11 protein-coding genes, 1 tRNA gene and 1 pseudogene are annotated in these 10974 nt (G+C 68.1%); 6 read left to right on the plus strand and 7 right to left on the minus strand.

Going from position 1 to position 10974, the window contains the following annotated elements; genetic code table 11:
- Positions 1-94: 94 nt before the first annotated feature.
- Positions 95-1438 carry a cytochrome P450 gene (locus tag AC2VNT_RS09255; RefSeq protein WP_486946574.1) on the minus strand — a complete coding sequence of 448 codons (1344 nt, stop codon included), beginning with the start codon at positions 1436-1438 and terminating at the stop codon, positions 95-97.
- Between the two features lie 109 nt (positions 1439-1547).
- Here AC2VNT_RS09255 and AC2VNT_RS09260 point away from each other — a divergent pair, with 109 nt between their 5' ends.
- Genes AC2VNT_RS09260 through AC2VNT_RS09270 form a run of 3 tightly spaced genes read left to right on the plus strand, consistent with a single transcriptional unit; the run spans position 1548 to position 3320 of the window.
- Complete coding sequence (locus tag AC2VNT_RS09260) at positions 1548-2156, plus strand: TetR/AcrR family transcriptional regulator (RefSeq protein WP_486946575.1); 609 nt, start codon at positions 1548-1550, stop codon at positions 2154-2156.
- A 16-nt stretch (positions 2157-2172) separates the two neighbouring features.
- Complete coding sequence (locus AC2VNT_RS09265) at positions 2173-2304, plus strand: hypothetical protein (RefSeq protein WP_486946576.1); 132 nt, start codon at positions 2173-2175, stop codon at positions 2302-2304.
- 14 nt (positions 2305-2318) lie between these two features.
- Complete coding sequence (locus AC2VNT_RS09270) at positions 2319-3320, plus strand: NADPH:quinone reductase (protein WP_486946577.1); 1002 nt, start codon at positions 2319-2321, stop codon at positions 3318-3320.
- Between the two features lie 141 nt (positions 3321-3461).
- On the opposite strand, the gene AC2VNT_RS09275 is transcribed toward AC2VNT_RS09270, so the two are convergent.
- Positions 3462-5138: a GMC oxidoreductase gene (locus AC2VNT_RS09275; RefSeq protein WP_486946578.1), complete on the minus strand. Its 1677-nt coding sequence runs from the start codon at positions 5136-5138 to the stop codon at positions 3462-3464.
- Positions 5139-5275: 137 nt separating this feature from the next.
- On the opposite strand from AC2VNT_RS09275, the gene AC2VNT_RS09280 reads away from it, so the two are divergent.
- Together AC2VNT_RS09280 and AC2VNT_RS09285 are read left to right on the plus strand one after the other, a co-directional pair.
- Positions 5276-6256, plus strand: a complete 981-nt coding sequence (locus AC2VNT_RS09280) for a PE-PPE domain-containing protein (protein ID WP_486946579.1) — start codon at positions 5276-5278, stop codon at positions 6254-6256.
- A 38-nt stretch (positions 6257-6294) separates the two neighbouring features.
- Positions 6295-6753 (plus strand): hypothetical protein, encoded by a 459-nt coding sequence (locus tag AC2VNT_RS09285; protein WP_486946580.1) that lies wholly within the window; start codon positions 6295-6297, stop codon positions 6751-6753.
- 263 nt (positions 6754-7016) lie between these two features.
- On the opposite strand, the gene AC2VNT_RS09290 is transcribed toward AC2VNT_RS09285, so the two are convergent.
- The 3 genes from AC2VNT_RS09290 to AC2VNT_RS09300 all read right to left on the minus strand — a co-directional run bounded on the left by AC2VNT_RS09290 (position 7017) and on the right by AC2VNT_RS09300 (position 9123).
- A complete protein-coding gene (locus AC2VNT_RS09290; RefSeq protein WP_486946581.1) occupies positions 7017-7451 on the minus strand; it encodes a type II toxin-antitoxin system VapC family toxin in 435 nt (144 codons plus the stop codon).
- A complete protein-coding gene (locus AC2VNT_RS09295; protein WP_486946584.1) occupies positions 7448-7735 on the minus strand; it encodes a FitA-like ribbon-helix-helix domain-containing protein in 288 nt (95 codons plus the stop codon). The genes AC2VNT_RS09290 and AC2VNT_RS09295 overlap by 4 nt, the downstream gene beginning before the upstream one ends.
- 329 nt (positions 7736-8064) lie before the next feature.
- Positions 8065-9123, minus strand: coding sequence for an ATP-binding protein (locus AC2VNT_RS09300; RefSeq protein WP_486946582.1), 1059 nt, complete (start codon positions 9121-9123; stop codon positions 8065-8067).
- Between the two features lie 172 nt (positions 9124-9295).
- On the opposite strand from AC2VNT_RS09300, the gene AC2VNT_RS09305 reads away from it, so the two are divergent.
- Positions 9296-9371: transfer RNA gene (locus tag AC2VNT_RS09305), tRNA-Arg, on the plus strand.
- Between the two features lie 414 nt (positions 9372-9785).
- On the opposite strand, the gene AC2VNT_RS09310 is transcribed toward AC2VNT_RS09305, so the two are convergent.
- Positions 9786-10253, minus strand: coding sequence for an MTB12 C-terminal domain-containing protein (locus tag AC2VNT_RS09310; protein ID WP_486946583.1), 468 nt, complete (start codon positions 10251-10253; stop codon positions 9786-9788).
- A gap of 153 nt (positions 10254-10406) precedes the next feature.
- Positions 10407-10974: pseudogene (locus tag AC2VNT_RS09315) on the minus strand (terminase large subunit domain-containing protein); the annotation flags it as partial.

Genomic DNA, 10974 nt, shown 5'->3' on the forward strand with positions numbered 1-10974 from the left:
TGAACTCACCCGGGAGGCTCGACTGGCTGCCTGACCGTTCGCGACTCGAACCACGTACTTGACTCAACATTCACGACGGCGCCGCTTAAGCACACTAGCCGCGTGGGCGGACCACGATCCGGCCGCCGTCCTTGGGGGTGAACGCGACCCCGCGGGCGTGCCACTTTTCGTCCGGCGCGCTGGTGGGCTCGATGGTGAAGTGCCGCAACACCGTCCGCAGAACCACATCCAGCTCCAGGTTTGCGAACGCCGATCCGGGGCAGCGCCGGGTTCCGCCGCCGAACGGAATCCAGGCGAAGGTCGGCGGATTGCCGTCGATGAACCGCCGTGGGTCGAAGCGATCCGGGTCGTCGAAGGCATCCGGGTTGGCGTGGATCTGGGCGATCGACACCATGATCGAGTGGCCGCGGGGAATCACCCATTCGCCGAGTTCGAACGTCGGCGCGCAGACCCGGCGGCCGGCGAAGTCGATGACCGTCCGGATGCGCTGGATCTCCCGAATAGTGGACCGGCGCAACGTGTTCTGGTCGGTGTCGGCCTCGGCGCTCAGCTCGGTGAGCAGGTCCGGGCACCGGCTGATCCGTTCGAAGACCCAGGCCAGCGTGGACGCGGTGGTCTCGTGGCCGGCGGCCAGCAGGGTGACCAGCTCGTCGCCGATCTCCTTGCGGGACATCACGGTGCCGTCCTCGTAGCTAGTGCGCAGCAGAATGCTCAGGATGTCGGTCCGCTGGTCGAGGTTCGGGTCGGCGACCGCCTCGGCGATCAGTTTGTCCAGTACGACCTCGTACTGGCGGCGATACTCGGCCAGCCGCCCCCACGGCGTGAACCGGCCGTAGGTCCGGGACCGGGCCGGCAGCGGCAGCGTCACCAGCTTCGAGCCCAGCGTCACCCACGGCGGGATGCTCCGCCGCAGCTGGTCGAGGTCGGTGCCGCGCGCCCCGAAGACCGCGCGCAGGATGACGTTGAGCGTGATCCGCATCATCGGCCGCAGCGTCTCGAACGCTTCGCCCACCGGCCAGGCGGCGATCTCCCGGCGGGTCTCCTCTTCGACGATCTCTTCGTAGGCGCGCACGCTCTTGCCGTGGAACGGCGGGCTCAGCAGGTTGCGGCGCCGCCGGTGCTCGGCCCCCTCCAGCGCGAACACCGAGCCCGATCCGAGCAGCCGACTCAGGTTGGGCTGGATGTTGCCCAGATCATCCGGGCTGGCCAGGAAGACCTGCTTGGCCAGGTCGGGATGGGTGACCACCACCGAGGGCCCGAAGATCGGCACGGCGACGGTGTAGGCGGGGCCGTAGCGGCCGGTCAGCCACTGCGTCACCCGGCGCCGGGACAGCAGGTACGGCAGGACCAGCAGCGATCTGGGGATCGACGGTCCTGGCGGCAGCCGGACGGCCGACGGCGATTCCCGGTGGGCGTCAACCACCGACCACGTGGTCATCGGGTTGCCCCCTCCACGCAACAGTGGTACTGATCGGTACCAGCAGCCATGCCCGATACGGTACTCTGGCGTACCAACGTCTGGCAAGGGTTCGGCGGGAGGTGCAGCCATGACCGCGATAACAGCGGTCCCCGTCGTCGAGGGATTCCGGCGCCGGCTGCTCGACGGTCTCGCCGACTCGATCGCCGAACGGGGCTACCGGGCCAGCACGGTGGCTGACATCGTCCGCGGAGCGCGCACCTCGAAACGCACCTTCTACGACCAGTTCGCCAGCAAAGAGGAGTGCTTCCTGGAGCTGCTGCGCGCCGACAACGCGCAGCTGGCCGAGGACATCCGGGCCGCGGTCGACCCGCAGGCCGACTGGCAACACCAGATCCGCCAGGCGGTCGACGCCTATGTGGTCAAGATCGAGGCCCGGCCGGCGATCACGTTGAGCTGGATCCGCGAGTTGCCGTCGCTGGGTGCCCTGGCCCGGCCGGTACAGCGCCAGGGGATGGAGCTGATGACCGCGCTGCTGACCGACCTCAGCACAAGCCCGGGATTTCGCCGGGCCGGGCTGCCGCGGCTGACCCCAGAACTGGCGGTGATCCTGCTGGGCGGTCTGCGGGAGCTGACCGCGCTGGCCGTCGAGGACGGCGGCGACATCCGCGGCATCGTGGGGCCCGCGGTGCAGGCGTCGGTCGCGCTGCTGGGAAGCCGGCTCCGAAACGATCAGTGACCACGGAAGGAAGCAGATGCGGCTCAACGTGTACAGCGTCGACCCGACGTCGACCCAGGCGGTGCTGGTGTTGCAGGGCTACGTTCGCGGTAGTGGCCTGGATCACCGGCCCTGGGAGCTGGCGACCCGCCAGCCGTTGCCCGACTGATCGGCACCGTCGCCGTGACCGCATCCGCGACGATGACCGCCGCCTACGTCACCACGCTGGGCAGCGCCGACGGCATCGTCGTCGGGCCGCTGCCGGTGCCGGAGTGCGGACCGGCCGACGTGCTGGTCCGGGTCCAGGTGGCGGCGGTGAACCCGGCCGACGCCTACGTGCGCGCCGGACGATTCCCCACCCCGGTGCCGCTGCCCTACGTCGTCGGCTCCGATCTGGTGGGCACGGTGGTCGACGTCGGTTCGGCGACAACGGGTTCGATCAGGTTCCGGCCCGGCCAGCGGGTCTGGTGCAACAGCATGGGCCGGGACGGCCGGCAGGGGGCGACCGCCGAGTACGCGGCGGTGCCGGCCGGGCGTCTCTATCCGCTGCCCGACGGGGTGGACCCGGAGGTGGCGGTTGCGCTGGCGCAGCCGGCCGGGACCGCCTACCTGGGTTGGTTCGTCCACGCCCGGCTGCGCCCCGGGGAGACGGTGTTCGTCGGCGGCGGCGCCGGCAACGTCGGCGACGCGGCCATCCGGCTGGCGGCACTCTCCGGAGCCCGGGTGATCGCCAGCGCCCGACCCGATGACCACGATCGGTGCCGATCCGCCGGGGCCACAGCGGTTTTCGACTACCGCGATCCCGGGCTTGCCGACCGTATCGCCGAGTGCGCCCCGGACGGCGTCGACGTGCTGTGGGAGACCTCCGGGCGCCACGACTTCGATCTGGTGGCCCGGGTCGCCGGGACCGGCTGCCGGGTGCTGATCACCGCGGCCGCCGGCGCGCCGGCGATCCCACTTTCCCGGTTCTACACCAACGACGTCGCGCTGCTGGGGTTCGTGATCAGCCGCGCCGGCGTCGACGACCTGGCCGCCGCCGCCGGGTTGATCAACCGGCTGCTCGGCACCGGCCGGTTGACCACCCGGATCGCCGAGCGGTTCCCGATCGCCCGGACCGCCGACGCGCACCGGCGCATCGAAACCGGAAGCGCGCACGGCCGATTGATCGTCAGCTGTACCCCGTAACCCGCAGGCTCAGCGCCCCGCCGGGCGGCACGCCGAGACGACCACCGCGCCGCCGCCGACGATGGTGCGCCGCAGGCCGACTTTGGCGCCCTGACGACAACTTCCGGCCGAGCGGCTGGGCCACTGGAGCTATCGAGAAGGCTAACCCGATGACAGCGGCAGTCGCAGCGCACCCGGCGCACCGGCCGGCACCGTCGGGTGGCCGGGTTGCACCGGTGTGATCCGCCGATAGGGCGCGCCGAGCTGCGGGCGCGGGTCCGGGTCACCGTTGTTGGGCCAGAACGCCATCGCGCGCTCGGCCTGGGCGGCGATGGTCAGCGACGGGTTGACGCCCAGATTGGCGGTGATCGCCGAGCCGTCCATCACGTGCAGCCCCGGATACCCGTAGACCCGCTGGTAGGGGTCGATGACACCGGTCTCCGGGGAGTCGCCGATCGGGCAGCCGCCGATGAAGTGCGCGGTCAGCGGGATGTTCAGCGCGTCCAGGTAGGTGCCGCCGGCGTAGCCGTCGACTTTCTCGGCCATCCGCCGCGCGACGTCGTGGGCGGTCGGGATCCAGTCCGGGTTCGGCTCGCCCCGCCCTTGCCTGGTGGTCATCCGGACGCCGAACAGGCCGCGTCTGCGGTAGGTGGTCAGCGAGTTGTCGAGGGATTGCATGACCAGCACGATGATCGAGTGCTCCGACGCGTGCCGCGGGAACATGCTGCGCAGCAGCATCACCGGGTGCCGCACAATGGTCAGCAGCAACCGGGCGAACCGCCACGGCCCGCCGTCGACCAGGTGGGTCCCCATCATCGACAACAGGTTTGAGCCTTTGCCGTAGCGACAGACCTCGACGTGGGTATTGGGTTCGGGGTGGATCGACGAGGTGATCGCGACACCCTGGGCGAAGTCGTCGCGGCCCGGGGCGAACACCACCGGCACCTCTTCGGAGTTGGTGCGGGTCAGCTCGCCCAGCCGCGGAGACAGCTCCGGTAGCGACCCGGTGTCGCGCAGCTTGTGCAGCAACCGCTGGGTGCCCAGCGACGCCGCGGCAAAGACCACCTGCCGGGCGGTGATGTCGCGTTTCTGCTTGCGGAACCACCGGCCGGTGCGGACGGTGCTGACCCGGTAGCCGCCGTCCACCGGCCGTACGTCGGTCACCATGGTCAACGCGAGAATCTGCGCGCCGGCGTGTTCGGCGAGATGCAGGTAGTTGGTCTCGGTGGTGTTCTTGGCGTTGTGCGGGCAGCCGGTGAAGCACTGCGCGCAGCCGATGCAGCCGGCTCGGGCCGGCCCGGCGCCGCCGAAGAACGGGTCGTCGACGGTCTTGCCGGGTTCGTCGCCGAAGAACACCCCGACGTTGGTCGGGTGGTAGGTGTCGTCGACCACCAGGTCGCGGGCGACCGCGCGCAGCACCTCGTCGGCGGGGGTGGACTGCGGGTTCGGCGTCACCCCCAGCATCCGGCTCGCCTGGTCGTAATACGCGGCCAGTTCGGCCTTCCAGTCGGTGATGTGCGCCCACTGCGGGTCGGTGTAGAACCGCTCCAACGGTTGATAGAGGGTGTTGCCGTAGATCAGCGACCCGCCGCCGACGCCGACCGCGCTGGCGATGAACGTCTTGCCCAGCACCGTCAATCGTTGCGGCCCGAAGCAGCCCAGCTTCGGCGCCCACATGGCCTTGCGGACGTCCCAGTTGTTGGCCGGGAAGTCGGACGGCCACCAGCGGCGGCCCATGTCCAGCACCGCGACCCGGTAGCCCTTCTCGGTGAGGCGCAGCGCCGAGACACTGCCGCCGAAGCCGGACCCGATCACCACCACGTCGTAGTCGAATTCCATGTCATCACCTTCGGCGGTTTGGCCCGCCCAGGCAAGGGAGGACGCAATCCATCCCGTTGAAACGCAGCTGCGCATACGATAAGGCAATCCTTCGAGAAGGCGAAAACGCACTTCGGTGAGAACACAAGGGGGCAGTCGTGAGGGGATATCGGTCGTTCGGGTATGTCACCGCTGCCGGCATCATCGCCGCCACGGTCAGCGCGCCGATCCCCCGAGCCGGCCACGTAGACCTGACACTGCTGTCGGCGGAGGGCCCGCTGTCCGGCAGCGACTACGCGATCATCCTCGGTGGCACCACCGAGCCGACGCCGTCGCCCGAGTTCGCCCGGGCCGCCGAGAGCCTGTATCTGCACCCGCTGGGTTTCGACGGCGGCACCGACCCCACGCTGGTCTGCGACATGACCGGCACCGACCCGTGCAGCGCCGCGCTGCAGGTGCTCACCACACCGGAGCTGATCCAGCAGGGGCCGAGCGGCCTGACGGCCGCGTCGGACGTCGTGCTCGCCGTTCAGAAGGAATTCGCCGTGCACCCCGGTGAGTTCAGTGCCGAGCACCCGCTGACCGTCTTCGGCTACTCGCAGAGTGCCGGCGCCGAGTCGATCGCGATGGAGCAGCTGCACGCGGACGGCATCCCCCTGCAGGATGTGCACTTCGTCTTCATCGGCGACCCGTCGCTGCCGGGTGGCGTGTATAACTACCTCGAAGAAGCCATGGACCAGACGCTGGGCACGAAGCTCACCGACTTCATGCTCAACCTGTTCCACGTCAACGGCGTCCTCGACTTCGACACGCCGACCGACCTCTACCCGACCACCGTCTACAGCCTGGACACCGACCCGGTCCCCAACTTTGAGGAGATCTTCGAGCAGAAGGGCCTGTGGGGCGCGCTGCTGAACATCCTCGGCCCGCACGTGGAGTACCTGGGGCTGACGCCGGACGAGATCGCGAACGCCACCACGACCGACGTCGGCAATCTGACCGAGGTCGACATCTCCGACAGCGACGTCAGCAACCTCGACGCGTGGCTAAGCGCGGTCTTCCTGCACGGGGCCGCCAACAGCGGGCTGTTGACCAGCGTCATCGACTCGATGGAGCTGTTGTTCACCAACACGTTCTGACCTGAGGGCATGCACGGTGCTCTAGTACGCTCCGGTGCATGTCCCCAAAACTGGTCGACGGTCTGACGTTCGAGCGCCTCTCGGTGGCCTGGTTCGGTTGTGTCTTAACGATGGTGACCATCGGCGACGGCGTGCAGGGGTATCTGTCCGCACGGAACATCGTCTGGGGAGTGGGTATCGCGGTCGGGGCGGTGGGCGTGGCGGTGGTCTACCTGCTGATGCTGCTGGTGACTGGGGAGGCGATCCGCCGGACGGGGATCGAAAAGGACATGTTCGACGAACGCGCGATCGCCCCCTACATCGCCGCCCTGGTGATGTTCGCGTTCTTCTGGACTATGAGCGGCGTGGTCTTCTCCCAACTCGCGGTGAAGGCCGGCTTGGCCGAATGGGCCACCGTCGCCGGCTGGGGGGTCGGCGCGTCGCTGGCGGCGTCCACCATCGCCGCGCTGCTGGTGCTGATCCGCCGCGGCGGCTGGCACGCCGCGTTCCCTTGGTAGCGGCGCGGTTGCGCCGGGCACAAGCGACGCCGCCGCACGCTAGGGCGCTGATCGGGAGCGCTCGGAGATATGTGTGCGTGTTTGGCCAGCACGTTATGTGCGTGCCTGATCGCACGTTGAGTGCGTATCTGGTCGTTACGGACTGCCCTGATCTTGGTTGACAAGACCACCCCCCTACAGTGTGGCCGATTTGGGCACGCGCCGAGCGTCCACGCAGGCCAGTTGATGTCACCAAATCGAATCACCCCAAGGTGCGTTGCCAATCAGATAGCGATGAACCCCAGCCCTTCGGCGACCGTCCGTTGCGCTTCGTCTCGCGACGCGAAGGCCTGCGGCTCGCCCGGTTCGAGCAGCGGCGGAACAACAAGTGCCGCAACCGCCAGATGCCAGGCGTCCATCGCGCGCAGGGCATGTCGGCGAACAAGTTCCAGGGCATGCTGCTCGACCGCATCTTGCGGCGCGCCAAGCACGATCACCGGACCCGCAAGGTCCGCATCCAGCAGCGCGAGCAACCCCTTCTCATCACCGCGGCCGGCGCGTGCGGCTCGGACAAGCGCCCCCGAGACCTCGATTCGTGTCCACGTTCCGGTGACGGTCGCAATGTCGGGGTCAGCCAACAGCGCAGTGGCCTGCTGATGCCCGCCCTCGTCGACAAGGTAAGCCCGGGCGAGAACAGAGGAGTCCAGGTACGCGATCACGTCCGCTCGCGCTCTTGCGCCAGCAGACGATCCAGTTGTGGCCCCAGGCCGCGTGTCGACTCGGTGATCCGCCGCCGCCGCGCGGGACTTACCGGGCGTACGTTCATGGTGCGCAGTGTGCCTGCGACCGCCGCCGCGGCACGTAACTGCGCGCGCCGGTCACCGCTATCGGCGTCGACCGCCGCGTCCAGGATCTCGGTAGCGACCGCGTTGAGGCTGCGACCCTCACGCGCGGCACGAGCGGTCAGCCGGCGGTGGATGTCCTCGGGCACTCGGAGCAGCATCTGCTTCACACCGCGATGCTATCACGTTGCGTCCCGTGATAGCGACTGTGCGAAGACTAGCGACCTGGGCGGCTTCCCCTTCGTCCACCGGCGATGATCCCGCCCGACGTACGCTGCGCCCAGGCGCCGGGGAGGTGCTCACCGTCGACGGTGATGATCCGCAACAGGCGGCGCCGGGCAGCCTTGGCCTGCTGGCTGATCCCAAGGTATAGCCGCGGCGCGTCACGCTAACCCGGCAGCCCGCGATGTCCGCGCCCAACACGAGACAAGATGGGGAACGGCTATTGCAGGAGCGCGAGCAGTTCATCGACGCTGGCGGTGGTCAAGATCTAGTCCGCGGGACCGGCAATGACTTTGTCGTTCAAGGGGAACCGGTGTTGTCCAGGGTAGACGATCGCCAGCCTCGCCAGTTGGAGGTCGGCCAGTGCCGAGCGCATCGACCGGGTGAGCGATGGTGTCGATGTTCTCTTAATCTCGAATCCATAGGGGCGGCCTGATAGTTCAACGTAGACGTCAAGTTCGGCGTCTTGTTGGGTGCACCAGAAGTACAGCGGGTTCGGGGCGAGCAGGGCCGCAAGTTGTTCGATCACGAAGCCCTCCCAGCTGGCGCCGAGTTTCGGATTGCGTTCGAGAGAGAGCCGATTGTCTATACCGAGCAGCCGGTGTAACAGGCCGGGATCCCGGATGTAGATTTTCGGTGATCGGCGTTGTCGCTTCTCGATATTGGCGAACCAGGGTGTCAGCTGGCGGATGACGAATGCATCAGTGAGTGCGTCAAGGTAGCGTCGCGCCGTCGTCTGAGCGACATCGAGCGATCGGGCAAGCTCGGCGCCGTTCCAAAGTTGGGCGTGGTAGTGGGCGAGCATCGTCCACGCGCGCCGCATCGTTGCGGCAGGAATCCGCACGCCGAGCTGGGCGAGGTCGCGCTCCAGAAAAGTCGTGATGTAGCCGTCGCGCCACGCCGCGGAGTCCTCCTCCGAGCGCGCCGTGAACGACGGTGGAAGACCCCCACGCAACCAGAGGCGATCGGCCGCCGAAGATCCGACGTCACGCACGGACAGGCCGGCCAACTCCACCAACTCCACCCGTCCGGCGAGGCTTTCAGACGCGAGTCCGACGAGATCGGGCGCGGCACTGCCCAAAATCAGAAACCGGGCGGACGTGCCTGGCCTGTCAACGAGTACCCGTACGACCGGAAACAGATCCGGTATCCGTTGCGCCTCGTCGATCGTGATCAGCCCACTAAGACCGGACAGGGCCAACATCGGGTCGGCAAGCCGCGCGGTATCGACCGGGTTCTCGGCGTCGAACGTGCATTCCGGCGGTGACTGGCCCACCAGCCGGCTGAGAGTAGTCTTGCCGGCTTGCCGAGGTCCGGTGAGCAGCACAACCGACGCCCGGTCCAACGAACGTGCGGGTGCGCGGCGATCCCGCCTTCCCAGCTCCCGCACAGTCCGAGGCCGTACCGGCCGGCAAGTGCTACGGTGGCGAGGCCCCGCCCGGCCCCGCCCGGCCCCCAGGCCCTCGCGCCCTCGGCCCTCGGCCCCCGCGGTCCCCGCGGCCCCCGTAGCTCAGGGGATAGAGCACGGCTCTCCTAAAGCCGGTGTCGCAGGTTCGAATCCTGCCGGGGGCACCAGGTCAGATGATGTTTTCGAGTCGTTAGACCGATTTCGGACCGAATGAATACGCCGCGTCGTGGGTCTACGTGCGGGCGAGGCTGCCGCTGGCGGTACCGACCCTGTGCCGCCGGAGACCAATCGAGGCCGTCCTCCGTGGCCGCCGTTATACGGCGTGGATTCCGGTCTATTCAAGGAGGCCGGGCTGTGCGGATCGCATACCTCTGGCGGCTCGGCAACAGCCGCGACGAAGGTTGCGGGCTGGAACTGTAGAACCGCCGCGGGCGACCTTCCCAAACGCCGTCGCCAGTCGTCTTCACCGGCAGGCCCCCGCGAAAGCGCCGGGGCGATCTCCCGCCACCGCAGGGGCGTCTGCGCTCTGCTCGAACGGTGTGGGTGATGCCACGCCCCTGCCCCGTCGCGCGCGGCAACTGCTACTTCACAAAGAAACCACCGCCCCTGTAGTGGGCGACATTCCACCAGATGTTGTCCAGTGCTGTCCAAGCACTGTCGTGAGTGATCAACCAGTGCCCACCCTGGTCAACGAACACGACGGGTCCGGGTGAGCTGTGGTTGCACTCTATCGTCGTCCCAGCGAAGTTGTTGGGGGCCGACTGAATGTTGGTGACAACCCAGTTGGTGGGCAGCAACCCGCGCGCGCCCATGCGGTTCAGGTGGTCGTCAATAGTCCCGGCTTCGTCCGGGGTGAACGGGGGCGTGACGATGTTGCCCTTGTCGGCGGCGGGGATGTTCGGATTGAACAACGCATTCATCACATCGACCACCTGATCGACCGTGGGGACGGGTCCGGTACAGGGGGCTTCGCCGGGATCTCCACAGTCCGCGTACGCCGGTGGTGCCACAGTCATAACCGTTGCCGGTGCGGCGATCAGCGCCGCCATCACGGTCAGCGTTGCAACCCTGCTGCAAATACCATGCACGTTGTCCTCCGTTCGCCTCTGCCATCGTAGTCGGCGGCGCACCGCGTGCCGTTACAGTCGCGGTTCGGTGGTCTCACCACGCCTTTGCGTAACCCTGATGTGCCGATCCGGGCGAGCGCGGCTCAGAGCTTCCCTGAGCACCCGCGAGTAGGTTCTCCCTGGCCGCGAACGACTCCACCGCGATCTCCGATGCCCCGACATCGAGCGCGAGCCGCACGGCTTCCCGCGCCCACTCGTCGGAGGTCATGGGGCGGGACTGGTCAGCGATCAGCACCGTGGTGCCGTCCGCGTACCGAGACGCCGCCACCAGGCCGCAGGAATCACCGGAACCCGAGTCGGATGGGTCTACCCCCACTACGGTGTAAACGGGGCTGGACGGGGCACAGGGAAGCCGCCACACGTCCAGCCACTCCCGCTTGACCAGACCACCCTCCGGGCTGGCAGGCTGCCCCATGTAGAGCGCCCACCAGGCCCGCTCACCCGAGGTACGCCGCGCCGCCGCGTAGTGCTCTGCGGTGAAGCCCAGCGCGGAGGTCATCGCCTGCCCCGGAGCACGGCCCAGCGCGTCCGGCACGCCTGCCTCCGAGACCGCCGGGATGTTCGTGGCCGTCCAGACTTCCGGTTCGCTCGAAAGTAGCTCTCCCGCAATGTCTTTCGGGTGCCATCTGGTCATCACGAGCAG

It is taken from the genome of Mycobacterium sp. TH-M15 (genome assembly GCF_057473705.1).

Bases quoted from the DNA above. Each gene is read 5' to 3' on its own strand.
- AC2VNT_RS09310 (WP_486946583.1), bottom strand. From the start codon at position 10,253: ATGGCGGCGCTGATCGCCGCACCGGCAACGGTTATGACTGTGGCACCA.
- AC2VNT_RS09285 (WP_486946580.1), top strand. From the start codon at position 6,295: ATGTCCCCAAAACTGGTCGACGGTCTGACGTTCGAGCGCCTCTCGGTG.
- AC2VNT_RS09260 (WP_486946575.1), top strand. From the start codon at position 1,548: ATGACCGCGATAACAGCGGTCCCCGTCGTCGAGGGATTCCGGCGCCGG.
- AC2VNT_RS09255 (WP_486946574.1), bottom strand. From the start codon at position 1,438: ATGACCACGTGGTCGGTGGTTGACGCCCACCGGGAATCGCCGTCGGCC.
- AC2VNT_RS09265 (WP_486946576.1), top strand. From the start codon at position 2,173: ATGCGGCTCAACGTGTACAGCGTCGACCCGACGTCGACCCAGGCGGTG.
- AC2VNT_RS09295 (WP_486946584.1), bottom strand. From the start codon at position 7,735: ATGCTGCTCCGAGTGCCCGAGGACATCCACCGCCGGCTGACCGCTCGT.
- AC2VNT_RS09275 (WP_486946578.1), bottom strand. From the start codon at position 5,138: ATGGAATTCGACTACGACGTGGTGGTGATCGGGTCCGGCTTCGGCGGC.